Source organism: Helicobacter pylori, assembly GCF_001653455.1.
GTDB lineage: Bacteria > Campylobacterota > Campylobacteria > Campylobacterales > Helicobacteraceae > Helicobacter > Helicobacter pylori_A.
This window is the reverse complement of record NZ_CP011486.1, coordinates 278,399-303,690: the sequence shown is the minus strand read 5'-3', so window position 1 is coordinate 303,690 and position 25,292 is coordinate 278,399. Positions and strand designations below refer to the sequence as shown.

General features: G+C 39.1%; 17 protein-coding genes. 1 reads left to right on the top strand and 16 read right to left on the bottom strand.

What is annotated here, in order from left to right:
• Positions 1 to 3 precede the first annotated feature (3 nt).
• Genes AA977_RS01425 through AA977_RS01380 form a run of 10 tightly spaced genes read right to left on the bottom strand, consistent with a single transcriptional unit; the run spans position 4 to position 18,263 of the window.
• Complete coding sequence (locus AA977_RS01425; RefSeq protein WP_001172487.1) at positions 4 to 294, bottom strand: chorismate mutase; 291 nt, start codon at positions 292 to 294, stop codon at positions 4 to 6.
• Between the two features lie 4 nt (positions 295 to 298).
• Complete coding sequence (gene lysA / locus AA977_RS01420; RefSeq protein WP_064434300.1) at positions 299 to 1,516, bottom strand: diaminopimelate decarboxylase; 1,218 nt, start codon at positions 1,514 to 1,516, stop codon at positions 299 to 301.
• Between the two features lie 47 nt (positions 1,517 to 1,563).
• On the bottom strand, positions 1,564 to 10,266 hold the full coding sequence (gene imaA / locus AA977_RS01415; RefSeq protein WP_064434299.1) for an immunomodulatory autotransporter protein ImaA: 8,703 nt from the start codon (positions 10,264 to 10,266) through the stop codon (positions 1,564 to 1,566).
• A gap of 51 nt (positions 10,267 to 10,317) precedes the next feature.
• Positions 10,318 to 10,791 carry a DUF4149 domain-containing protein gene (locus AA977_RS01410; RefSeq protein ID WP_064434298.1) on the bottom strand — a complete coding sequence of 158 codons (474 nt, stop codon included), beginning with the start codon at positions 10,789 to 10,791 and terminating at the stop codon, positions 10,318 to 10,320.
• Between the two features lie 12 nt (positions 10,792 to 10,803).
• Positions 10,804 to 11,322, bottom strand: a complete 519-nt coding sequence (gene bioV / locus AA977_RS01405; protein ID WP_064434297.1) for a pimelyl-ACP methyl ester esterase BioV — start codon at positions 11,320 to 11,322, stop codon at positions 10,804 to 10,806.
• 2 nt (positions 11,323 to 11,324) lie between these two features.
• On the bottom strand, positions 11,325 to 12,977 hold the full coding sequence (locus AA977_RS01400; RefSeq protein ID WP_064435173.1) for an AAA family ATPase: 1,653 nt from the start codon (positions 12,975 to 12,977) through the stop codon (positions 11,325 to 11,327).
• Positions 12,964 to 14,220, bottom strand: a complete 1,257-nt coding sequence (mtaB, locus tag AA977_RS01395; protein ID WP_064434296.1) for a tRNA (N(6)-L-threonylcarbamoyladenosine(37)-C(2))-methylthiotransferase MtaB — start codon at positions 14,218 to 14,220, stop codon at positions 12,964 to 12,966. The genes AA977_RS01400 and mtaB overlap by 14 nt, the downstream gene beginning before the upstream one ends.
• Positions 14,217 to 15,800, bottom strand: coding sequence for a mechanosensitive ion channel family protein (locus AA977_RS01390; RefSeq protein WP_064434295.1), 1,584 nt, complete (start codon positions 15,798 to 15,800; stop codon positions 14,217 to 14,219). The genes mtaB and AA977_RS01390 overlap by 4 nt, the downstream gene beginning before the upstream one ends.
• Entirely contained in the window at positions 15,791 to 16,822 is a 1,032-nt protein-coding gene (aroB, locus tag AA977_RS01385; RefSeq protein WP_064434294.1) for a 3-dehydroquinate synthase, read from the bottom strand. The genes AA977_RS01390 and aroB overlap by 10 nt, the downstream gene beginning before the upstream one ends.
• 4 nt (positions 16,823 to 16,826) lie before the next feature.
• Positions 16,827 to 18,263 (bottom strand): COG3400 family protein, encoded by a 1,437-nt coding sequence (locus tag AA977_RS01380; RefSeq protein ID WP_064434293.1) that lies wholly within the window; start codon positions 18,261 to 18,263, stop codon positions 16,827 to 16,829.
• A gap of 56 nt (positions 18,264 to 18,319) precedes the next feature.
• On the opposite strand from AA977_RS01380, the gene tgt reads away from it, so the two are divergent.
• A complete protein-coding gene (tgt, locus tag AA977_RS01375) occupies positions 18,320 to 19,435 on the top strand; it encodes a tRNA guanosine(34) transglycosylase Tgt (protein ID WP_064434292.1) in 1,116 nt (371 codons plus the stop codon).
• Positions 19,436 to 19,681: 246 nt separating this feature from the next.
• Here the strand turns inward: tgt and AA977_RS01370 are convergent, their stop codons facing one another.
• From AA977_RS01370 to AA977_RS01345, 6 genes are read right to left on the bottom strand one after another with little or no spacing between them, the layout of a single operon-like run.
• The gene (locus tag AA977_RS01370) at positions 19,682 to 20,668 is read right to left on the bottom strand and encodes a lipid A biosynthesis lauroyl acyltransferase (protein WP_064434291.1); all 987 of its coding nucleotides are present in this window, start codon (positions 20,666 to 20,668) and stop codon (positions 19,682 to 19,684) included.
• Positions 20,665 to 21,675 (bottom strand): lipopolysaccharide heptosyltransferase I, encoded by a 1,011-nt coding sequence (gene waaC, locus AA977_RS01365; RefSeq protein WP_064434290.1) that lies wholly within the window; start codon positions 21,673 to 21,675, stop codon positions 20,665 to 20,667. The genes AA977_RS01370 and waaC overlap by 4 nt, the downstream gene beginning before the upstream one ends.
• Entirely contained in the window at positions 21,672 to 23,126 is a 1,455-nt protein-coding gene (locus tag AA977_RS01360) for a Ppx/GppA family phosphatase (protein ID WP_064434289.1), read from the bottom strand. The genes waaC and AA977_RS01360 overlap by 4 nt, the downstream gene beginning before the upstream one ends.
• A 12-nt stretch (positions 23,127 to 23,138) precedes the next feature.
• Positions 23,139 to 23,390, bottom strand: a complete 252-nt coding sequence (locus tag AA977_RS01355; RefSeq protein WP_000055471.1) for a YfhL family 4Fe-4S dicluster ferredoxin — start codon at positions 23,388 to 23,390, stop codon at positions 23,139 to 23,141.
• A 55-nt stretch (positions 23,391 to 23,445) separates the two neighbouring features.
• A complete protein-coding gene (locus tag AA977_RS01350) occupies positions 23,446 to 24,003 on the bottom strand; it encodes a beta/alpha barrel domain-containing protein (RefSeq protein WP_064434288.1) in 558 nt (185 codons plus the stop codon).
• Positions 23,991 to 25,286, bottom strand: coding sequence for a tetratricopeptide repeat protein (locus AA977_RS01345; RefSeq protein WP_064434287.1), 1,296 nt, complete (start codon positions 25,284 to 25,286; stop codon positions 23,991 to 23,993). The genes AA977_RS01350 and AA977_RS01345 overlap by 13 nt, the downstream gene beginning before the upstream one ends.
• Between the last annotated feature and the right edge of the window lie 6 nt (positions 25,287 to 25,292).

The window sequence follows — 25,292 nt, the reverse complement described above, 5'->3', positions numbered from 1 at the left end:
CTTTTATTTTTTTAACTCTTTTAGGGCGTTTTCTTGAAATTTTCTAGAAATTTTAAAAACCTCTGCATAAAAACTCGTAAGAATTTCTTCGTTCAAATGCTTGAAACCTCTTTGATTGAGTCGTTTTAAAATTTCTTGCTCCCTTTTAGGGCAATAAATGGGGTTTTCTTGTTTGATGAGCGCGATTTTTAAAGCCACCTCTAAGCGTTTGTCTAAAAGATCGCTCAATTCATTGTCTAAAACATCAATTTCAGCCCTTAAATTTTCTAAAAGACTATCCAAACTTTTTTGCATCTGATCAAACCCCTTTTAAGCCTTCCTCTTCTAAACGCCATAAATCTTCTAAACTTTCTTTTTTTCTGATCACTCTGATTTTGTGATCTTCTAGGGCTAATTCTAAAAGTTTGGGGCGCGAATTGTATTGACTGGCCATGCTAGAGCCATAAGCCCCAACCTTTTCTATGGCCAATTTATCGCCTGGCTCTAACTCCGGTAAATTGACTTCTTTTAAAAAAGTGTCGCTGCTCTCACACACAGGCCCTACCACATCGCAAGGCGAGATCTCACCACCTTTAGAAGGCGTTATGACTCTTATTGCATGCTTAGCATGATACAAACTGGGGCGTAAAAAATCGTTCATGCCTGCATCCACGATCACAAAGCGCTTGTTTTGAGCCTTTTTTTCATACAAAACCTGCGTGATCAATTCCCCACTTTCAGCCACAATCGATCGGCCTGGCTCACAAATGATCGTCAAATCCAAGCCTTGAAGCGAGTTTAAAATCCCTTGCGCGTAATCATAAAGCTTAATCGTTTCTTCATTTTCATAGCTCACGCCAATGCCTCCGCCCACATCAAAAAAACGCAAATCTATGCCTAAAGCTATCAAAGATTTAGCGATTTTAGCCACCTTTTGGCTCGCTTCTATAATAGGCTCTAAATCTAAAAGCTGCGATCCAATATGAAAATGCACGCTAATTGGCTCTAAAAACGCGCTTTTTTTAGCCCAAAGAAACATTTCTAAGGCTTCTTTTTCTTCTACGCCAAATTTATTTTCTTTCAAGCCGGTAGAAATATAAGGGTGTGTTTTAGCGTCAATGTTGGGGTTGATTCTAACAGAAATCCTAGCCTTAATCCCTAAAGATTGAGCGATTTTTTCAATCGTTTTTAATTCCATAAAACTCTCTACATTCAAAAATAAAATGTTGAGTTTTAGGGCTTGCTCTATTTCAAACGCGCTCTTACCCACCCCGCTAAACACGATTCTATAAGGTTTAATGCCCGCTTTTAAAGCCCTTTGTATCTCGCCTAGAGAAACGCAATCCGCCCCGCTTTCTAAACTTGCCAATAAAGAAAGGATACTCAAATTAGAATTCGCCTTTAAAGCGTAACAAATCAACGATTTACGCCCCCTAAACGCCTCTTTATAGCTTAAAAAAGCCTGTTTGATTTTGTCAAAATCATAGAGGTAAAAAGGGGTTTTATAAGTTTGAAACAGCTCTCCATAATTAAACATAGAAAAACCTAACCATAAAATTTGAACGAAGCATTATAGCAAAAAAGCTAAAACACCACTCGCATGCCCACATTCCCGGTTAGATTAATATCTTGGTATTGCAAGCCCATCTTAAGCCCCACCCCCGCATTCACATACATCAAACGCCACAAATGCATCTCACCCCCTGTAATCACGCTCGCAAAAGTGTTAAAAGCTTCCCCCTTGCGATACAATAAAGTGTTTTCACCCACAAAACGCACCACATTATCGCCCTTGGATTTGATCAAAAGATCCCTATCCAACCTGGCCGTTACAAAATAATAAGAATTTTGACCAAAATATTTACGGCTCTCTAACCCCATGTTGAGCGTTAAAACCGATTCGTTAGAAGGGTTTGAATGCATGACAAATTGTTTGTAAGCGGCATCATTCATTTTGCCTTTCATGCCGCTCAAGCCTATAAAATGATAGCTCACGCCCACTTGAGGTTTTAACACCACGCTTTTTTGTTTGAACATGAAATCATAGCCGTAATTCCCGTTCACGCTCGTTGTCCAAGTGTTGTAATTGTAGCGTTGGTTGATTGCAGAGAGCAAAGGATTAGAAGAATTGATATTGCTCGCATTGCCTCCATAAGTTTCATTCGCGCTCAAAGTGAATTCGTTCCTTTTTAAAAAAGCCCTCGCATACACCCCTACATCCACATTGTTAGCCAAAGAATGGATGATGCGCCCATTAAAGTCGCTATAACCATAAGCCACATAACCCCCAAGGATCACATTTTTAACCAATCGATCATAGCCCGCATTCAAGCCATAAAGCGTGCCATTGCCTCCAGAAATAAAGCTCGCTCCCCCCACCCCTTGAACCCAAAGGTTATTTGGGTGTTTGCTAGGTTGAGAGTATTTGACAAAAACTTCGCTAGGGTTAGCGTCTCTAAAACGCTTGTTTTTAAGCTCTAACGAAGAAAAATTAGACTCCCCTTCTCTGGTCCTAAAATCAGAGAGTTTGGTCAAACGGCTGGTTTGTTGGGTGTAGCTCGCCATTTCTAAAAGATTGGTAGCGTTATCCCTAAAATTAGGGTTAGAAATCAAGCTTATGGTGTTTTGGAGATCTTTTGTCACGCCTAAGATTTCATTCAAAGAGTGGTTTTCTAAATAAATAGGTGCAAAAAGCGGGTTTTCTTTCGTTTCCATCATTAATGTTGAAAGCCATTTAACAGCGCTATTCCCCCCTATAGCTTCAATTTGATTTAACGCGCTTTGCCCTTGAATGCCCACAATGTAATCTTGTAAGGTAGGGGGTGTAAAATCCATGATCTTATCGCCATAAGACATTTTAATCTGATCATGAAGGACAGAAAGGCTTAAAATGTTGTTTTTTGGGGCGTTGTTTTGACTGGAGTTCGGCAACGCTACGCTTAACAATAACCCCTTATCTTGCAATAAAACCCGTTGGCCTAAATAAGTCAACACGCCATTATTTTCCTCTATGTGGTTCCCGTTGATATTGATTAAGGTGTAGAGTTTCAAATACGATTGCAAGCTGTTGGGGTTGATATTGTAGTTGATGTAACGGCTGCTTTTCAATAAAGTGTAAGCCGTGTTATTGGCCATGCTGTTATTGATATTTATAAAGGGTGTTTGAGTGGCGTTAAGATTGATCACGCCTCCTGCTTGAATGAGCGGATTTACAGGCGTTTGAGGGTTTTCTAAATTGAAATTAATCGTTCCAAAATGATTCAAAGCCCCCCCTACTTGTATGCCATAAACACCGGTGCTTAAAGAAGCGTTTGAAGCGATCGTTAAATTTTGAAGCGTCTCTATTTTGTGCGTGGCGTTGTTATTGAATGCACCTTGAATGTTTAAATTATTCGTTACAAAGCTAGCGTTTTTTTCTAGCACCGCTTGATTGGAAATCGTGAGGTTGTTGGCTTGGAATTGAGCGTTATTGTAAAGATACAAATTTTTAATGTTTGCAGACCCTTTGATTTTTGAAAAATCAACCACCCCATTAGCGTAAATATTGCCTGAAAAATTGAAATCATTCGCCGTAACACTCAAGCTTTCATTGTTGTTATTCAAAGCGATTTGCGTGTTATTTGATGCATTATTAGAAGTGTTATTAGTATTTTGGGTAGTATTAAGCGTGCAAGGGTTTGAGCTTGGTGCTGTTAAATCGCTTAGTTGCGTGCAACTAGCATTAATGAAAAGATCGCCTTGAGACACGGAAACATTATTATTAGCAGCGTCAATCTTAAGGCCGTTGCTCGCATTGAGTGCGGTAATATCAATGTTAGAAACTTGATTGGACAATAAATTGAGCGTGCCAGTATGGTTAGTAAAAGAAATGCGATTGTTTCCGGCAAAAATGAGCGTATCGCCTGCATTAAAAGAAAGCGTGCCTCCGTTAGCGTTAGAGAAAGTGGAATTTTGCACAAAAACATTGCCTTGCGCGTTGAAATTAAAATCCCCTTTTTGCCATAATTGACTCAAGCCATAGGGAGCGAAAAGCCCCTTTTTGCCAAGACTGGGTATCAAATCCCCCAAACCTTGTTCATAAACAGGCCCCAAACCTTTAGCCGCTAGGACTTTGTCTAAAACGCTTTTAATCTGTTGGTTTTGCAACAGGCTTTCTAAAGAATTGAGCGTGTCTTGACCTAAAAATTCGCCAATCATTTGTTTGCCTAAAGTAACCACATCGTTTTTTAAAGCATCGTTCGGTTTGACAATATCTTGCAACATCACGCTGATGACTTGCCCTATATCATTTGCAGAAATAAAGCCGGTGATGGTGTTGAACAAACTTTTTTTATCCAATAAATCATTGATGGACATGCTCCCTATCAGTTTTTCAGGGTTTTGCAAATCAACGCCCCCTAATCCGGCTAACCCCCCCACTAATCCGGTCCAAAAACCTAATTTTTGTCTGATCAAATCCTTAATCGCCGTGTTCAAACCGCTATCATTCATGAAATTATCAAAGTTATTCGCGCCTAAAAGCTGGCTTAAGGTTTGATTTTTTTGCTCAGGCGTTAGATGCCCTCCGATCACGCTATTACTCCCTAGCATGTCCGCTATCAAATTCCCTAAACCTCCGGCTTTATTAATGGATTGAACCGCCACTTCGCCTAAAATATTAGCGAGCCCTGCTTGATTGAAAACCTTATTAATGCCCTCTTGGCCTAGCATGCTAAAAATCCCATCGGTTTGAGAGCTTGTAATATTAGCTTGGTTGAGAATGAGTGAAGTTTGGCTGTTAAAAGTTACGCTGGCACTCCCCCCAGTCCCCCATGCGTTCCCGCTCCCTAAAGTGCCGGTAAGATAAACCTCTTTAGCGTTAAAAGTCGTGTTAATATAGCCCAAATCAGCCGAGCTGGATTCTAAAAGCTGCCCTAAATAAGTGCCTCTGAATTTTTGGCAGACAATATCGGTGTGATCGCAAGGCTTTTGATAGCCCAAGCCCCCAAAAACAACCGCGCTGTTCGTGTTTGTTTGCCCTATTTGAGTCGCTCCCACAATCAAAGCGCCGTTATTGAAATTTTGTACCACTGAATTATTTGCATTATCAATAAACTCGTTGATATTTTTCCAATCGCTAGGCGTGATGAGTTTTGCAAGCTGACTCAATGCATCGCCTTTTAAATCGTTCAAACTGGAAAGCGAAAAATCATTCCCTAAAATCTTTTTGATTTCAGGGTAGAGTTTGAACGCCATTTGCCCTAACGCTTTGATATTGTTGAAATTATAGCCCTTGTTATAGATATGCAACGCATCAATAGGGTTACCTTGCGCGTTATAGGTTTGCGAAACGACAGAAGAATCCGAGTTTGTATCATTGTTTATGATGGTGTTGTTATTACCGCTAGCTTGATAGGATTTGTTAGGGTCATAATAGCCTTTCACATTGCTTGTGAGGTAAAACACGCCTTGTGCATCATCGCTATAAGAATACACGCCATTAGCGTTGTTATAGACTTTTTGGTAGTTAAAGATTTCAGAGCCAATGCTATAGAGCGTGTTTTTAACGCCCGGGATTTGAGAGAGCGTAACGCTTAGTTGGTTGTCTTTAAAACTCTCGGTGATTTTTAGGGCGTTATTAAGGGGATTAGTGAAACTATAAGTTTGGTTGATAGCGTCATAGACCCCATCATTGATGTGCATGCCAAAGAAATTAATATACTGATACCAATTATCGCTCATACCCGCTTGAATGATATTATAAACACGATTTTTATTATCGCTCACACCGCTCAATAAATCAATGTTAGCGATATTCAAGCTCCCTTGATCGCTAAAAACAAGCTGGCTGTCTTTAAGATTCAACACACTGCTGTTATTGGGGCTTAAGAGATTGCCTCCTAAACTCAAGGGCGCTTTAATATCAAAGTTTTGACGGAAAGTGATGGGGCTTTGAGAAAAAGCATTATTATAGAAATTAAACGCCGTGTTAGTAGCGATAGCGCTAGAATTTTGGAAATCTAAAGAAGAATTATTGCTTAAATTAAACTGCCCTCCTAAAGAAACTGCCCCCTTAAACACGATAGAAGAATCATTCAAACTCGTAGTAATGTTAGATGAATTAAAATTAACCGCCCCATTAAAATTAAGATGAGAGCCATTATTCACAATCAAGCTTGCAAAATCGTTGATCGTGGCGTTATTAGAAACATTAATGGTGCTTTGGTTGAGGTTGAGCGAACTGGTGTCATTCAAATTCAAATCGCCTTGAATTTCAAGGGTTGAATGGTTGCTCGTATTGATTGAAGCGTTTTGAGAAAGACTGATCGCATTAGCTTTAATACTGCTTGTCCCCACTGAAACGCTTAAATTAGAATTGTCAAACAACACGCTTTTAGCTTGTATTTGATACAAACCAGAACTTAAATTCGTGCTGTTAGTGAAATTAATCGCATTGGTGGCATTGAATTTAAAAACGGATTGCGTTGCCCCCACATAGCCCCTAAAAGAGCTGTTAGAAAAATCCAGATTCAAAGCGTTGAAACCAAAATTAGGCTTGCCGCCATTTTGCGCGGTATCGTCTAAAAAATAGGAGTTTTGAGCTTGAATGTTTGCGTTAGTAGAAATAAAACTCATAGACGAACTTTGCGTGCCAGCAGCGCGGTTATACAGAGTCGCATTCGTTAAAAGAATGCCTTGAAGCCCGTTAAAATTAAGGCTCGCGCCCCCACCACTAGAAATGCGATTCCCGCTTTCAATGCTACCAGTGATGTAAATCTTTTGCGCTTCGTAATTCCCTGTAATAAAGCCTATGCATTGCAAATTCCAGCAATGCCCGCTTGCATCATTACTCCCTGCCCCCTTATTGTCCCCAAAGCGAATGATGGTATTGGATTGTGGCGCATCGCTTGCACTCGTCCATATATTTTTAGCCCCAAAAACGATTGCGCTGTTTTGCCCGGTGAATATTTGAGAAAAATCCGCTTTAGTGAATAAAGTTTTCCCGCTGGCATAAAAATCAATGCTGTTGTCGTAATAATAAATGGTGTTGTTTGCATTCCCTAAATTATTGTTATAGCTGTTAGGCATGTAGGTCATAAAACCAAGAGCGTTGTGATAATACAAATGATCCGATTTTTCCATATCCATGTAGTCAAACACCATGCTAACGCCCAAACGCCGGATAGAAATGCTGTTGGGTGAAAAAGTCTCTTGAAAATTATAGGTTTGGTTGTTGAAAGAATACACCACATCATAAACGCCATTACCCACGCTAGAAACGATCTTTTCGCTGCTAGCTCCATGCCCTTGGTAGTTGATGAGCTGCCATAGATTTTTACTAAAAGCGTTGTTGTAATCAATCTCTTTAGAAGAGCTTATAAGCGTGATAGGGTTGCCATTAATGATAGCTTCATCAATATTGATAACCGAATGAGCGCCAAAGCTGATTGTCCCATCGCCAAAAGATAGGGGGGCGTTCAGGTTTTTTAAAGTGATATTATTAAGGGTAACCTGCCCTTTCACGCTCGTGTTTGTGGGGCTACTAAAAACCACGTTATTAAAAGTTGCATTCCCTGAAATATTCACAGAGCCGGTATTGTTGAAATTAGCGTTATTTGGAGATTCATTAGCAGAGTTCCCAAAAACAGCGTTCCCGGCGATTTGTAAATTTGCATTAGCGTTCGTGAAATCCCCTATAAATGAAGTGGTCGCACTAGAATTATTGAAATTAAAAGAAGCGCTGTTGTTAAAGTTAGCGTTATTGAACGAAGCGTTTTTTGCACTAATCTCAAACGAACCGCTATTAAACTGGTTGTTATTTCCAAAAGTCAAGCTATCGCCGCTGAATTGATAACTCCCTCCATTAAAGTTGGTGTTTTCAAAAGTGGCTTGCCCTGCATTGAAAGTGAATTTCCCGTCTTTGGCCTGATTAGTGAAAGTCGTGCCATACACTAAAAGCTTTCCGTTAGCATTCAAGCCGTTCAAATTATAAGAACTATCCATGCTTTGCGTGGAAAAAGTCATAGAGCTTGAATAAATCCCGGCGTTATGCTGTTCGATCTTAGCGTTAGCGATATTGACGCTATCTACCCCGTTAAAAACCAGATTGGCCGCCCCACCTGTGCCTATACGATTGCCAGAACGCAGATTCGCCGTGATATACACATGATAAGCGCTATAAGTGCCATTGGTAGTGCCTGCACATTGATAATAGGGCCAAGTCCCGCAATGCCCAGAAAGAACGCTCCCTGAAATATCCCCAAAAGACACTATGTCGCTAGAAGAAACGCTATTTCCAGTCCATGTCGAGTTATACCCAATCACTAAATTACTATTATTCGCGCTAAAGGTTTGCTTAAACGAGTTGGTAAAACTCCCCCATATTTCAACGCTTGGCAAGTAATAAGTCCCGCTCTCTGTAAAATTTTCAGATTTAGGAATATAATATTTATGGTTATACCAAGGCATGTCAGCATTAATATAAGTTGAAGTGGATAAGTCAAATTGTGAACCGCTGATGGTAGGGGGCGGCGTGTAAGTCCCGCTCTCTAAAGCTTGGATAGTGATGGAATTAGGGCCAAAAGTTTCTTGTAATTTGTAGATGGTATCCCCTATTTTGTAGCCCACTTGATAGACTTGCGGGGTGTTAGTGGGCGAAGCGTCAGCTGATTTAGATGGTGGGGAATTTTCTAAAAGCTGTCCGGTAACCCCATTATAAGTGATCATACCCCACAAACCTTGGGCGAAACTTTGCGGCAATGAAGAGCTTTCGCTCGTTTTTAGGGCGTTTGTCAAGCCATTGAGCGCATGGTTTAAAAGATTATTATAAGTGATCCCACCAGAATTTAAAATCGTTACGCTCTTCTCGCTCCCTAAAGTTGTGAGGTTAAAAATCGTCCCTTGATTAAGAGTCACTTTTGATTTTCCAAAATCAAGGGTTGCGCCATTTTTCAAGTCATTCTTACCGCTTAAAGTAACACCGCCGGTAATGGTCATGTTGTTTGTGTCAATAGGAGTGTTGAATGCCGTGTGATTAAAGCTCGCATTCTCGTTAATGGTGATTTTACCGGTATTGTTGAAAGTGGCGTTATTGAACGAAGCGTTTTGGATCGTTAGTTGTTGGTTTGAATTGTTAAAAGCCTGTTGAAAATTCACAGAACCCTTGATAGTGGTAGCGTTGCCACTAAAAGAGCTGTTTTCAAACACAATTTGGGGGTGCTGAGCGTTATTAGTTTGATTGTTTTGGTTATTGAAAGTGAATGTCCCCCCATTAAAGGAGCTGTTTTGGAAAGTGGCTTGATTGTTGAAAGTGTATACAGCGTTACTAAATGAAGCGCCATTAAAAGTGGCATTCTCTTTAAAAGTAAAATTACCGCTATTAAAGGCAGTGTTATTGGTAGCGCTAACTTCTTTATTGAAAGTGAATGCCCCCCCATTCAATTTCGCCCCGCTAAAAGTAGCGTTCTCTTCAAAAGTGAAACTACCGCTTGCATTATTAAAAGTCGTGTTAGTAGTGCTTACATTCCCTTTAAAAGAATAGCTAGGCCCAGCACTAGAGCAATTAGCTCCTACGCCAACTTTAGCTAACGAACTGCAAGTATCCCCACTTAAAGTGGCTGAGCTTATTGTAATAGCGCTGTTAGCATTGCCCACATTCACTTGCGAAGTTTTATACGCGCTGATATTGGAATTGATAGTAACCTTATTGGCGTTCAAATTTAAAGTGGCTGTGCCCGTGTGCGTGCCAGCTCCTGATCCCACACGATTGCCCACTTCTACGCTGTTATCCACATTGATAGTCCCAGCACTAAAAGTAACATTAGTATGCCCGTTAGGATACCAAGAAGTGAAACTATTCCCACTATTCGCACCCAAATTAAAAGTAGCGTTACTGCCTAATTCAATGTCTAAATTCCCCCCATTATATTCCCCTCCGGTGTAGTTATACAGACCGCTTAAAAAATAAGTGCCGTTATCATTTTTTAAATTAGCTGTAATATTTTGGTTGTTTTGAGTGTGGTAATAATTAGCCGCATTACCCCCCGCCCAAGTTTTTGTGATGAGTTGGTTTCCTATGTATTGTTGTGTTTTTTCCTCCCATTTATCGCAACTCCATAGAGCATACCATGGATGATGCACGCATACCTTTTGGCTTTTTTCCCCCCAACTAAGCCCCAAAATATCCGTCCCATTCGCATACACCCCACTAGCAAACCCACTGATGAGTAAAGGCATAATCCATAAAGAACGCTTTAAGATGATTTTTTGATGCGATCGTTTTTTTGATTTCTTTTTAAACTTTTTCATTAAATACTGCTTTCTTTTTGCTGAGATAGTAACAAAAACCCTCCCCTTTAATCAAGCCGAGTTTTTGCTAAACAAACGCAAGAAAAACAAAGCGCACACCAACACAAGCAATTCCTTAAACAGCCATTCGCTTTGAGCATGCGAGCGGGCAAATTCATTACTTTGAAGCACAGATTCGCCTATTTTTTGAGCGTTTAAAATATAAGGCGTGTAATAAAAAACAAAGAGCAAGCACAACACCCCTATCGCCACGCCAAGGGTCAAATACACGAACGATCTTTTAGAGTAAATAAAGGAAATGATTTCATAAAGTAACACTATAAACCCCATCGCGCCCAAAAGATAATTGAAGCGCACAATGATTTGCGCCATGAGTTTCCCGCTCTCCAATAAAGTCAAATTAAACTCAGGTAGAATGCTTGGGGCTTTGAAAACAATCGGTGCAACCATCATCCCTAAAGTGATCAAAGAGCCACCCAAAATGCCTAAAAGAAGCAAATACACCCCTAAACTAATTTTTTTCATTTTCCACCTTTTTTAAGATTTTTGCAACAAATGGTTACAGCCTTTAAACTGCCACACTTGAACTAAAGGCATGAAAAATTCCAACAAAGCTTGAATATCAGTAATTTTGTCTTCCAAGCCGACAAACACTTCAATTTTCACGCCTTTTTCTAATAAAATTCTAATTGTATGATCACTATACTTGTAATTCAATAAAAATTCCAATTCTTCTAAAGAACCCCTTTTTTTAAAGTGCTCCAATCGGGCGTTTAAGCCCACGGCTTGATAAAAGTTATCCATGTAATTTTGCGGGTCTTTTTGAAAAGAAGAAAGTTGCAAGCGTTTGAACGCCAAACTCTTATGAGCTAACATGCAAGGCGAAAACAATAATAAAGAATTAATGCGGCGTTGTTGCAAGACTTCATTGTAAGCGTATTCTATCGCTTTAATAGCCCCCATAGAAAAGCCTGAGACATCATAAGCCCCTTTTAAAAGCCACTCTTCAAACAACACGCTTTCATTAACAAACCCAAAACCGCTAAAAAAACGCATTTTCACCCATTCAATAAATCATACAAATTAGAATGCTCTAAATATTCTTGCTCTAACAGCAAAGCGCTCAACCGCTTGCAAGCTGCAATTTGGGGTTTTAAAAACTCCAATTGCTCTTCATAAAGAACGCTTAAAGACTCTTTTGTAGGGGTTAAAAGAAGCTCGCTAGCCATAAATTCATTCAAAAATTTCGCTTTTTGCAAGTCTTGTTTGGACAAACTATAACGCTCTTTATAAAGCAGCTCTAAAATAATCGTCCCGCTCAAATACACTTTAATATAATTTTTAACCTCGCTTTCGCTATGGATTTTATTTTCATTAAACGCAATAAATTCCCCCAATAAAGGCGCTTTATCAAATTCAATTTCTAGCCAATACGCACTTAAGGCTTTCGCGCTTTGATACAAAGCGACCAATTCCTTTTGGTTTTCATCTAAAGTTTGGGGCTTTTTCTTGCCATAAGCGATCTTGTCTTTCACTTCTAAAATATCGCTATGAGTGATTTCTGTTCGCTGGTGTTTTAGGGCGTTTAGAGCGCTTTCGTTGATTAAAGTCGCCAACATCGCCCCACTAAAACCCACGCAAATTTTAGCGATCTTAAGATAGTCTAGCGCATGTTTTTTATTTTCTAAAAGCTTTTCTAAAATGCTTTGTCTTTCTAATAAATCCGGTAAAGAAATGAAAATACGCCGATCAAAGCGCTTGCTCCTTAATAGCGCTTCATCCATCACTTCCATTTGGTTAGTCGCTCCTATCACCACCACCTCATCATTTTGCAAAAACCCATCCATTTCGGTTAAAAGCTGGTTGAGCGTGGCTTCTCTTTCATCGCTTCGATGCCCTCCCCTAGCCTTACCCAAAGCATCAATTTCATCAATAAAAATAATAGAGGGGGAATGTTTTTTGGCATGCATGAAAAGTTCATGCACTTTTTTAGCCCCAGCGCCCACATAAATTTGAGAAAACGCGCTCCCGCTTTCATAAAAAAACGGCACTTTAGCTTCACTCGCTAACGCTTTAGCGATCATCGTTTTCCCCACTCCAGGAGGCCCGATTAAAAGCACGCCTTTAGGGAGAAAGATCCCTAAATCCTGGTATTTTCTAGGGTTTTTTAAATAGTCTATCACTTCTAACAATTCTTCTTTAACTTCATTCACCCCTGCAATATCTTCAAAACGCACCCCTAAAGTGTCGTATCGTTGGAATGCGTTTTCTAATTCGTCTTTATGCACGCTCTCTAAACTCGGTTTAGCATTCAATCGTTTGGGCAAACGCCAAAAGATCCCAAAAAGCATGCTAGAAATAAAAAAAAGCAACGCTAGATTCATTTTAGAACCCTTGCTTAAATTTTCTCGTCTTTCTATGGGCATGTTTTCTGGGATTTTATAAGTTCTTAAAAAAGCTTCTTTGTTGGTTTTATAAAGCCCTTTATTGGCATAAAAATAATTTTCATCTTCAATTAAAGTTTGTTTGGGGTGGGATTGGATCACATAGAAAAAGTCCTTACCGGATATGAGCCTAGAAATATCGCTCAAAACCAAAAAAAGAAGCAAGCAAAAAGTAAGGATCAAAAACCCTAGCGCCAACACAAGCGAGCGGTTTTTGATGCGTTTAAAAGGGTTAATGAGATTTTCTAAACTTTTAGAAAACGGCATAATTTTCCCTCTCTTTAATTTCATACTCTTTGATTTCTAAAAAACTAGCCCTTAAAGGCTTATCGCTTTTGATTTTAATGGGGTTAAAAAATTGATCCAAGGCTTTAAATTCGCCGTCTTTTTGCGCTTCCACTAAAGCTTTTAGGGGCGTGCTGCGCTTGAGTTGCAATTGCCTGAACGCCTTATTTTTATGAAAAATCAAATCTTTAATCGCATTCAAACGCTTTTTAGAAACTTCCAAACTCACGCCATCATGCATCAAACTAGAAGGGGTGTCTTTTCGTTTGCTGTAAATAAAAGGGTGGATATGCGTTAAAGGCAAGCCCTCTAAATTTTCAAACGCTTTTTCAAAAACGCTTTCACTCTCCCCCGGATGCCCCACGATAAAATCCGTACCGATAGCAAAATTTTTAGAAGCGATGGCCTCCAATAATTCCCTATCGCTTTTTATGCGGTTTCTTCGGTTCATCCTCTCTAACATGAAATCATGGCTGTGCTGTAAAGCGATATGCAAATGTTTTTCTAAAAAATCCTCTTCTAAAAGCTCTAAAAACTCATCGTTGATTTGATTAGGCTCTAAACTCCCAATCCTGATGCGTTTTAACCCGATAATTTGGCTTAATTTTTTAATCAATCTTGCGATATTACTCCCTTTATCTTTCCCATAGCTCCCCACATTAGTGCCGGTTAAGACCACTTCTTGAACCCCTTTATTGCATAAAAGGTCCACTTGTTCTAAAATCTTTCTTTCTTCAAAGCTCCTAGCCCTCCCTCTCACGCTTGGGATAATGCAATAATTGCAATCAAAATCACAACCCTCTTGGATCTTAATAAACGCCCTGGTCTTGCCCACAAACTCGCTCACCATCGTGGTGTCTAAGTGCTTGTTTTCTAAATTATCGTCTATGAAAAAACGCTTTTTTTCGTGTAAAAGAGCGTTGATCTTTTCTTTATTGTCATGCCCAAAAACGCCCTTTAAAAACCCTTTTTCAAAAAGCTCTTTGCCTTGAGTTTTCACCCCACAGCCAGTAAATAGCACCTCCTTATTCAATCGCGCCATTTTTTTAGCGTAACTCCTTACCGCGCTATCAGCCCCATTAGTCACGGTGCAAGAATTGATCACAATAATATCGGCTTCTTGTTCTTCTAAAGTCGTGCTAAAATCCTTTAAATTTTCGCCCATCACTTGCGTGTCAAAAAGATTCGTCCTGCACCCAAAAGTTTTAAAATAGACTTTTTTCATTTTTGTTCCCTTTTATTCCCAAAACCATCGCCTAGAGCATCAGCATCCACTTTAAGCAGCTTGCTGGTCGTATAAGCGATATGGATATTTTCTTCTTTCAAAAAGGCTTCAACAATTTCAGCCACAATCTTGCTCCTTAAAGACAAAGTGGCATACGAATTGGTTTGATACCACACTGAAATCTTTATCCCGTTACTTTCAGGCATCAAAAAGCATCGTGGTTTCACGCTCAAACTCCTTAAAGAATACCGGTCGCGCATTTTATTGAGCTGTTTATAGGTAATATCCGTGTATTCTTTAGACAATTCCGTAGCAATATTGAGTGCAATTTTAGAAGCTTTTTTAAAATCAGAATCAAATGTAACGCAAAAATCCACCCCATCCCAAACCGTTTTCATGCCAAAATGGCTGTAATTAGCGAACATGGTAGTGAAAATATAATTATTAGGCACAAAAATAATCCGACCCGCTCTCCTGTTGTTCGTGTAAGTGGTGAAGGTTACATCTTCTAAAATCGTAATGTGCAACATAGAAATATCCAACACATCGCCAATAAAAATATCAGTCCCCTTAGCGATACGCACCCTATCGCCCACATGCACGCTCCCTCCGATCAAAATAATAAACCACCCAAGCAAGCTCATGAATAAATCTTTCATCGCAATCGCTAAGCCCGCGCTCGCAAAGCCTAAAACCGTGACCAAGTAAGTCACATTTTCTAAATAAGAAAAAAGAAAGATTAAAACAATCACGCTCACATTCACAAAGTTAATGGCTTTATTAACGGTATAGACGCGCTCGTTATTTTCAATGTATTTACTGGAAATGATTTTTAAAATCCACGCAAACACCACGCTCAAAAGGGCGGCTAAAAACACATAAACCAATTTAAAAAGCTGGTTTTTAACCTGAGATTTAACAATGCTTATGGCTTCATCGCTGTCTTTTTGGAAAATCCCAATCGTGGTTTTTAAAATGTTTTGAGCCCCTTGCAATTCTAAGCGTTTGGCTTGAGTTTGATAAATCTCATCGCTTAGTTTCGCGCTTTTGTCTAAGGCGTGCCACTCATTTAAAAGCTGGTGTTTTTGATCTAAGAGCTTTAAAACCTCCTCTAAAGCAGTCTGGTTGCTTTTAAGGCTTTCATGCTTTAAGCGCATGTTTTTAATGAAAGAAATGCCATCAATGATTGCAATAGGGTTAGCGATATTGGGGATATTGGGGATATTGGGGCGCTCTATCAAGTCCTTAAAAGGATTGACCCCATAGCTTTCAAACATTTTTTGTTGGGATTCTAAAGCCTTTAGGGTATGCTCTAAGGTGCTAATCTTTAATAAATCCCTGTTTTTTTTAGCTTTCAAACGCCTTAATTCCTGCCTCACGCTCTCTTTTTCGGTATAAATTTGATTGTAAATCTTATAGTTTTCAAATTTTTTCAACCACACATTATCGTCTTTAGCGAGTTTTTTATCCACCAAAGCCATTTGTTTTTGTATGGATAATATCTCTTGACTTTTGTTTTGGCTTTTATCTTCTGCGTGCAACAACAAAAAACAAAAGAATAACAACACCCTTAATGCCATTTTTCTAACACCTTTAAAATCGTTTCTTTAGGGATATGAGCAGCTATTTCAAACGCTCCAATGCCTTTAGGCAGAATGAATTTGATTGTCTTGTTCTCGCTTTTTTTGTCCAAAAACAAGCTTTCATAAAATTTTTGAAGATCTAAAATTTGATAGTTGAAGATCAAATCAAATTTTTTCAATAAATTTTCTATGCGTTCATGCTCTTTTAAAGTGAGCATGCCTAAAGAAAGGGCTAACTCGTTCGCCATGCGCATGCCAATAGCGATCGCTTCGCCATGCAAAAATTGCTCGTAATGGGTCTCTTTTTCTATCGCATGCCCAAAGGTATGCCCGTAATTCAATCCGGCTCTGATATTTTGCTCTTTTTCATCTTGTGTAACGACTTGAGCTTTTATTGTAACGCTTTGAAAGATCACTTCTTCTAAACAATCTTTTAAATCCTTTGTTTCTAACACTCCTACCAAGTTTTTATCAAAACACACCGCCATTTTAATGATTTCAGCCACCCCTGCTTGGAATTCCCTTTTTTCAAGGGTTTTTAAAAAAGCCAAATCAATATAAACCGCTTTAGGCTGGTGGAATGATCCGATTAAATTCTTGCCATAAGCCGTATTAATCCCTGTTTTCCCCCCCACGCTCGCATCCACTTGAGAAAGTAAAGTCGTAGGGATATTAATAAAATCAATCCCCCTGAAATAAATACTGCTCGCAAAGCCCACCATATCGCTTATCACTCCCCCACCAAGGGCTATCATTAAAGAATGGCGGTTTAATTGCATTTCAAAGGCGTTGTTTAAAATACGCTCCAATGAAGCGAAATTCTTATGCTTTTCTCCAGACTCTATCACGCACACTCTTACTTCTAAAACATTCAAGCGTTCTAATAAATACGATAAATGCAACCCAGCCACGATGCTATCGCTCACAATGAGCGCTTTTTGTTTCCATTCAATAATGGGCAATTCCCCCAAAAACACTTTATAGCTTTTTTCTTTTAAAGGGATTAAAATTTCTCGCATCCACTCACTCCGCTACAGGGATAAAAATTTGAGGGTTATCGTCGCTTAAAAACGCTAACTTTTCCACTTTAGTGGATAAAAACCACAAATAACGCGTTTGCGTGATGCACTCTTCAAAAGGCATAAAATGCAATATGGGTTTTCTTAAAGAATTGAGATACATGATAGGGTTTTTAATATCGGTTTGAAAAATCTCAATCTTGCGGTTAAAGGTGTTGGCCAAATTTTCATAATGATTGACAATCTCGTCTTTATAGCGTTTGTTAGGGTCAAAATCATAGAGCAACAAGCCCAAATCCATTTGCATAGACACATCAAAAATCACTGAAGACATGTCTTCATTAATGCTTAAACTTTCATTCAAAACCACGATGCTTTGAGTGGTTTTAGACAAGCCAGAAGTGTTGGTTTTATAAACCGGGGTGGCTGTTTTGTGTAAGGCTCTTCGGTGTTTTTTTAAGAAAAAAAGCTCTCTGCCTACCACGATTAAGCCCATTTTTTTTTGATTGTCTTCATGGAGTTTTTGGATAAAACTTTTCCCATAAAAATCAAAATTCACTTCAATGCTTTCGGTTTCTAGCGCTAAAAATTTATGATAAAACTTAGGGCTAGTGGGGTGTAAAACCTGGATATAGAGCTTATAACTTTTTAAATGTTTGTGCAAAAATAAGGCTTGATACACATCGCGCATCATCGCTTTTCTGCTCTGTAAGCGCATATCAATATACAAATAAATGCTCTTCCCAAAAGGGGCTGGGAACTGCCCTACATTGCTCTTAACTTGATGATACACCGCGTTTAAAATTTCCGGATTGCCAGCCACTAAGAGAATGTCTCGTGGCTGAATGACTAAAGTTTTAGTGGAGAGCAAAAAAGCATCGTTGCGATAAAGCCCCACAATCCTGTATTCTTTTTGTCTGATAGAGCCAATATGCCTGTAAGCAAAAATGCTCCCAAAAGGCACATCAATCTCCATGATCTCGCCCTGCCCTAACCCAAACTCCCTAGGGGTGCTAGGGATATTAGGCAAACGAGAAATGAATTTATTGGCTAAAACTTCAAATTCATCAATTAAGATAAGTTTCTCATCTTTATTTTCTTCATTATTTTCTAAAGCTTTTTCACCATCTTTTTTCACGCTCAAAACCACGCGCATGCGTTTGAAATGGGTTTGAATGATTTTATGGATGATGCGTTGCTCTTTAGCGTCTTGTATGATTAAAAACGCATCGCTCACCTCATCGTTTAACGCTTGCAAAAGCCTGAAACTAGAAGTCGCATCAAAACAATGAAAAATAAAAGTGCTAGGGTAATTTCTAGGGATAAGGCTCTCATCTTTGACAACCACTATATAAAAATTATGATTAGAATAATGCCTTAACACCAAGTCTAAAAAATTTTTTGCTACAATGCCATCTAAAATAAGGGCGATTTTCTTCAATTCCAAACTTCCTAAAAAATGATTACGCCATTATATCCAAGATTAAGGCTTAAACAATGGATTTTCAACTCCAAGCTACTGACAAACACGCGCGAGCTGGTCTTTTAAATTTAGCCCATTCTCAAGTGGAGACGCCTGTTTTTATGCCTGTAGGCACGCAAGGTTGCATCAAATCTTTAGACGCTATTGATGTGCAAGAAATTTTAGGCGCTAAACTCATTTTAGCCAACACTTACCACATGTATTTAAGACCAGGCGAGAAAGTCGTTGAACAATTAGGCGGCTTGCATCGTTTCGCTCAATTTCATGGGAGTTTTTTAACCGATAGCGGAGGGTTTCAAGCCTTTAGTTTGAGCGATAATGTCAAATTGCAAGAAGACGGGATTGTTTTTAAATCCCATATTGATGGGAGCAAGCATTTCTTCACACCCGCTAAAGTTTTGGACATTCAATATTCTTTAAACAGCGATATTATGATGGTTTTAGACGATTTGGTGGGCTTACCCGCTCCATTAAAACGCCTTGAAGAATCCATCAAACGAAGCGCTAAATGGGCGAATCTTAGCCTAGAATACCACAAACAAAACAACCGCCCCAACAACAACCTTTTTGCCATTATCCAGGGCGGCACTCATTTGAAAATGCGCAGCCTTAGCGTGGGATTAACGCATAGCGGTTTTGATGGCTATGCGATAGGCGGTTTAGCGGTGGGCGAAAGTGCAGATGAAATGCTAGAAACCATCGCCCACACCGCCCCCTTACTCCCCAAAGACAAACCTCGCTACTTAATGGGCGTAGGCACGCCTGAAAACATTTTAGACGCTATCGGTTTAGGGGTGGATATGTTTGATTGCGTGATGCCCACCAGAAACGCCAGAAACGCCACCCTTTTCACGCATTCTGGCAAAATCTCTATCAAAAACGCGCCTTATAAATTGGATAACACCCCCATTGAAGAAAATTGCACTTGTTACACTTGCAAACGCTATTCTAAAGCCTATTTGCACCATCTCTTTAGGGCTAAAGAACTCACCTACGCTCGTTTAGCGAGCTTGCACAATTTGCATTTTTATTTGGAATTAGTTAAAAACGCTAGAAAAGCTATTTTAGAAAAGCGGTTTTTGAGTTTTAAAAAAGAGTTTTTAGAAAAATACACAATGGATCGTCAATAAAAATGCTAAAAGCATTTTTTACAATCAGAAACTAAAAAGTTTGCGTGAGCAAGCGACAGCCTCTTAAAAAAGCGGTATTCTTGGGTTAGGGGGTTTTTAGTTAGGGGTTGTAGGGGGAATTATTTCAAAATACCCCCTATCCCCTTGAGGAAGGGAGTTTTACTATAAAAATTAAATTTAAAAAACCCTATTTTTGAAAAAATATTAAGATAAGGTTTTGAGTGTCCATTCAAGGATAACAAAACCCTACCTTTGATAAATCTCAGGGTGGGTGCTTTTAAAACGCCTGTGGAACCAAAAATAACTTTCCGGATGCTTCCTGATCACTTCTTCGCACAAACTCGCTTGGGCTTGAGTGCATTCTAAAATATCCTTTTCAGCGTTATCGGTGATTTTAGATCGAATGCTTTCATAATAAGTCGCTGTGTAATGCGAATAATCATCGTTAAAATCAATGAATACCGGCTGGATGTCTATATTATAACGGCGCGATAAAATAGAAGCGATCGTGGTGTGCGTAGCGTCTTTATCAAAGAATTTCACCACCACCCCATCTTTAGGCACAACATTTTGATCCACTAAAATCCCCACCAAGCCATTGCCTTGATTATACATTTTAATGAGTTCTTTCATCGCCCCTATTTTATTGACAAAACGCACCCCAAACGCTTCTCGCCGGCTCATAATCATGTGATTGATGGGAGCGAATTTAGTCAAGCGCCCCAAACACCCCCTACCATAATCCTCATAATATTGCGCCAAAGTCGTGCCTACCGCTTCCCAATAGCCAAAATGCATGCACAAAGTGATCGCTTGGCCTTCCTTGTTTAGAGACTTCCACACATTTTCTTCATTGATGAGCGTGAAACAAGAATCGTATTCAGCCTTAGGGATAAAAATCACTCTAATGGTTTCTAAAATGATAAAAGCAAAATTTTCATAACCTTTTTTAATGATCCGTTTTTTCTCTTCTTCGCTTTTAGAATCCCCAAACACAAAATCCAAATTGGCTTTAGCGTCAAAATAACGGCGCCTATCAAAAGTTCTCATCAACCACGCCACCGATTTAATGCACCTTAAAAACCACGAATGGGGCATTTTAGCCAAAACAAACCCTAGAATATTCACTAAAAATTCCACGATAAAAATGCCCAAAATGCGCAGTTCTGTTTTAAAACCCTTGTCGTCTTTGTTCAATATTTTTTCATGGATGAGTCGTTCTTTGTAAGTCATTCTTTTTCCTTTAAAAGGTTTAAAACGCATTCTTTAATGCGTTCAGGCTCTATATTTTGGATAGAAAAATCCTTTTTATGATAGCTGGCGTTTGCATTGCTGGTGAGGGAAATATTGATCGGGCTTTCTAATTTAAAGCGCTCCATAGGGGTGTTGCCATAAAGGGTGATACTGGCTTTTTGCAACGCCCATGCCAAATGCGTGATGCCCGTATCGCCCCCAATAATCAAATCCATTTTAAAAAGCAACGCCTTAACTTCGTTTAAAGTGAGTTTAGGGAGCAATAAAATGTCGCATTGGTTTTTTAAAGCATCATAAAGCGCGACCGCTTTTTTTTCATCCGCATGCCATAACAAGCAAATTTGAAAATTTTCTAACATTAACGCTAACTCTTTAAAGCGCTCTATGGGGTAAGTTTTATTGATTTTAGAAGTTTCTAAAACAAAAAGGATTTTAGGCTTATTTTCATTCAAATTTAACGCATTGATTTTTGGAGAATTTTGGTAAGAAAACACTTTAGATCTAGAGATTAAACTCTCTGAAATCTCTTTTTTAGGCAAATTTAGGGCTTGAGAGATAAGCGTGAAATTGCGCTTTAAAATTGGCTCCTCATAAGCGATAGAAACTTTTTGCGAGTAAAACAACGCGCTCAAACCCTCTCTAGCTGAAGCGTAATCAAAGCCGACCTTTTTAGGGGCTTTTAAACATTGCGTGATGAGAGCGGATTTGATCAGGCCTTGCATGTCAATGATTATATCGTATTCATAAGCTCTTAAAGATTTAAAAAGTTTGAAAATCTTCAAAGGGTTAAAGCTTTTGAGCGCGCTTTTTAAAGCGATAGGGTGTAATTGGTCAATATAAGGGGAATGTTCTAAAATCGCGCTGAATCTTTCATCTACAAACCATTCTATTTGAGCGTGAATAAAACGCTCTTTAATTACCGCTAAAAACACCGCACTCACGATAATATCCCCAAGCGCTGAAAGCCTGACAATCGCTATTTTCAAGCAAACTCTATCATCAAAGGAATGGGCTTGATGAGTTTAGGCAGCATTTCTCTAGCTAAATAAAGCGCATCATTAGAGTGGATAATAAGCTTGTTTTTTTCTAGCGTGTATTTTAAATGGTGGCTGTCTGTAACGCACAAATTTTCAGCTAAAGAAAGGATAAAGCTCAGCCATTGTAGGGTCAAAAGGCTTGGCATCATCGCGCTCATATGAGCGATAGCGTTGTCTTTAGGGATTTTTTTATGGCTGAATTGCGCTAATAAGCAAATGATCGCCCTGTCTTGGTGGCTAAAGCCATAACTCAAAGCGTTTAAAATAAAATAGGCGCTGTGTCTATGGGCTAAATAGACGCTTAAAATCTTACCCATGCTCGCTAATTCTCCGGCGATCTTTAAATGGAAAAGGTATTTTTCATCTATTTTATGCAAAGGCGATAGGGCTTCAAACAATTTCACGCATTCTTTTTTGACTTTTTGGCTGTGCTTTTCATGGGGTAAAAAGCGATCTTTTAAAGAGATTAAAGAGGGGTTGATATTGGGGGGGAATTTATGGTAATGGTTTCGTAATAAATCGCTTAAAAACACGCCTTCTCTCACCCCTACGCCACTGGTGATCATCAAGGAAGTTTTTAAATGCTCCAACACAACTGATAAAATCAAAGCCCCGCTCCTGATGCTATCCAAACGCTCTTCATTCACCCCTAAAAGCCGTAATTTGTCTTCTTCAAGCATGACGATTTTTTCAATGAACGCTAAATTTTTATGCACGTCTATTTCATAACCATGCAAAGAATCAATAGGGTATTCAAAACGCTTCATCAACACCTTACTCAACGCCCTGATCGTCCCCCCCACCCCAAAGGCGTTTTTATGCTTAAAGGGTAATTTAGAAACCTCTTTTTGGATAAAGGCTTTAGCCAATTTGACATCTAAGGCCTTGTCTAAAAACATTTCTTTGATGCGAATCGTGCCAACATCAAGCGAAATGAGATCCTTAATCTTGCCTTTTTCAATCAACGCGCACTCGGTGCTACCCCCTCCAATATCTATCGTGATCCCTGAATTTTTATGCAACAAATTCGCGCACGCAATCCCGCCATAGAGCGCTTCTTTTTGCCCGTCAATGATTTTGATTTGCAAACCGCAAGCCTTTTTCACCCTTGCTGCAAACTCCAATCTGTTAGGAGCATCGCGCACCGCTGAAGTCGCCACGCACAGGATTTTTTTGCTTTTGTATTTGAGGGCGATTTCTTTAAACTCACTCAAGGCTTTGATGGCTCTTTGCATGGGGATTTCTTGCAAAACCCCTTTAAACGCATAACAGCCCTCAGAAATTCTAACCCTAGATTTAGTCTCAAAAAGCAAGTAAAACCCAAACTGGCTCGTCTTTTTAAAGATAGCCAAACGCACTGAATTAGATCCTATATCAATCACGGTTGTGATTTTAGCCATTATAAATAGCCTTTAATCTCGCTCTTGCAAGCTTTCGTATTTGTATTTCAATTCCTCTGTGCTTTCTGCATTGTTAGGATCCGGCAAAATCGCATCTACAGGGCAAACGCTCACGCAACTTGGCTCATCAGAATACCCATAACACTCCGTGCATCGATCCGGATCAATATTATAAATAGGATCGCCCTCTTCAATCGCCTCACTAGGGCATTCTTCTCTGCAAGCATCGCATGCAATGCATTCATCATTCACCAATAATGACATGACAACTCCTTTTAAAAAGTTTGAATACGATTTTTACTCAAAATTAGCTTAAAATTCAATCTAAAAAGACTATTTTTTTCTCATTATGAGAATGGGAGACTTTTTCTAGCACCCCTAAAGCCCCTAAATTTTTTAAAAAAGTATAATCTTGCTTGTCGGTTTCCACAAACACTCTCAAGCCCAAACGGCAAGCAAAATCTATCATGCCCTTTAAATCCTCTTTCAAAAGCTCTTCGTCTAAAATGACCCCATCAGCGCCTTGAACAAGCGATTCTAAAAGCTGGTAGTGGCTGATAAAAAAATCCTCTTGGACTATCACAGAGCTTGCATGGCGGCGCAACAACCCTAAAACTTCTAGATCAAACACGCTTGGCGCGCCTAATTCATACAAGCCTTTGAAATTAATGATGACGCAATCGGTGCGGGCGTTTTCTTGTAAAAGCCTTTCTAAAACCTCACTAGGAGTTACAAAAACATAGTCTTTAGTTTGAGAAATGACTCTGGGCAAGTAAGGGTTATACGACAAACTTTTGCCCAGCATTTCATAAGAGAGCATGCCCTCTTTTAAGGCCAGGCTTTTTTGCAAATTCTCTAAAATCCTTATTTCTTGCATTCTTGAATGATCTTATTATGCTCTTTCAATTCAGGTTCAGCTTGGATAGACTCTTTAGCGATGCTAGAAAAGATTTTTTTAGCTTCCAAACAATTCCCTAATTTGTAATAACCCCACGCTAAAGAGTCCAAATAAAGCACTGAGCCAGAATCTAGGGCTAAGGCCTTTCTCACAAAATCCATGCCCCTTTTAACATCCATGTCATAATCTATTAAAGAATACCCTAAAAAATTATAAAAGAAAGCGTCTTGGGCGTCTTCTTTGTCTTTGGTTTTAGCAAGCCATGCCTGGCGCTCTTTAGTGGCTTGCTCTAATTTTTGAATGATGGGTAGCATCTCTTCTTTGGTGAGCCTTTTATTATTCGCGCTCAAACTCTCATAATGATAAATCGCCTCTAAACCTAAAAATTTAGGATCTTTTTTTTCTTCATAGATTAAAGAAGCCTGTTTGGAAGCTTGAGCGAATTTCTTTTGCGCGGTGTATAAATCTAACAATAAACGCCTGTCAAAGGGGAACAATTCTGCGATCTGTTGGGCTTTATCAAACTCTTTTAACAGGATTAACACCCCTATGTAAAACTGGGCGTTTTGAACGATAGGGTTTTTTTCATACAAGCGAGCGAAAGTGGTTTTAGCCAAATCCAACTCATTAAATTGCGTGAAAGTGTTGAGCGCTTTTTGGCACAATTGCTCTGAGCAGCCATACCTATCTATGTGGGATTGCAACAAATCCAAGCCCTCTTTTTTACGATTTTGTAAAAAATAAATCGTAATGAGTTTTTCCAGGCTGTCTTCATCATGCACGGCATTATAAAACTTATTCAATAAGGGGAAAGCCTTATCCAAACGCTTTTGCGTCAAATACAAAGTCCCTAACACATTGTCTGTGGCTATAGTCTTTTCTTCTTTACGGATTTTGTGCAACAATTCAATCGCCTTATCAATTTGCCCCATTTGCACATAGCCATCCACTAAAATCTTATTGATAGAAATATCATTACGATTATTGGTGATTTTTTGATAGAGCATGGCTAAATGCATCGCCGTTTTAATATCCCCTAAACTCGCCGCTGAAATGGCCGCTTCTTTAGCATACACCACTTTATTGGTTTGTTTATAGAGATTCATATAGCCTTTTTGAGCGGCTGCAAAATCCCCTCTATGGAAAGCGTCTGAACTCAATAAAATTTGATGATCTTCTGAAAGGGTTTCAGCCTTGAGGTAAGAAAACAGGCTAAAAAACAATAAACTCGTTAAAAATCTTTTCTTTATTGGAATATCCATTACTTT

Coding starts and splice junctions, on each gene's coding strand:
- AA977_RS01410 (WP_064434298.1), bottom strand. CDS start 10,791: ATGAAAAAAATTAGTTTAGGGGTGTATTTGCTTCTTTTAGGCATTTTG.
- AA977_RS01390 (WP_064434295.1), bottom strand. CDS start 15,800: ATGGCATTAAGGGTGTTGTTATTCTTTTGTTTTTTGTTGTTGCACGCA.
- AA977_RS01370 (WP_064434291.1), bottom strand. CDS start 20,668: ATGACTTACAAAGAACGACTCATCCATGAAAAAATATTGAACAAAGAC.
- bioV (WP_064434297.1), bottom strand. CDS start 11,322: ATGCGTTTTTTTAGCGGTTTTGGGTTTGTTAATGAAAGCGTGTTGTTT.
- mtaB (WP_064434296.1), bottom strand. CDS start 14,220: ATGAAAAAAGTCTATTTTAAAACTTTTGGGTGCAGGACGAATCTTTTT.
- AA977_RS01345 (WP_064434287.1), bottom strand. CDS start 25,286: ATGGATATTCCAATAAAGAAAAGATTTTTAACGAGTTTATTGTTTTTT.
- AA977_RS01360 (WP_064434289.1), bottom strand. CDS start 23,126: ATGGCTAAAATCACAACCGTGATTGATATAGGATCTAATTCAGTGCGT.
- tgt (WP_064434292.1), top strand. CDS start 18,320: ATGGATTTTCAACTCCAAGCTACTGACAAACACGCGCGAGCTGGTCTT.
- lysA (WP_064434300.1), bottom strand. CDS start 1,516: ATGTTTAATTATGGAGAGCTGTTTCAAACTTATAAAACCCCTTTTTAC.
- AA977_RS01400 (WP_064435173.1), bottom strand. CDS start 12,977: ATGCCGTTTTCTAAAAGTTTAGAAAATCTCATTAACCCTTTTAAACGC.
- imaA (WP_064434299.1), bottom strand. CDS start 10,266: ATGAAAAAGTTTAAAAAGAAATCAAAAAAACGATCGCATCAAAAAATC.
- AA977_RS01350 (WP_064434288.1), bottom strand. CDS start 24,003: ATGCAAGAAATAAGGATTTTAGAGAATTTGCAAAAAAGCCTGGCCTTA.
- AA977_RS01425 (WP_001172487.1), bottom strand. CDS start 294: ATGCAAAAAAGTTTGGATAGTCTTTTAGAAAATTTAAGGGCTGAAATT.
- aroB (WP_064434294.1), bottom strand. CDS start 16,822: ATGCGAGAAATTTTAATCCCTTTAAAAGAAAAAAGCTATAAAGTGTTT.
- AA977_RS01355 (WP_000055471.1), bottom strand. CDS start 23,390: ATGTCATTATTGGTGAATGATGAATGCATTGCATGCGATGCTTGCAGA.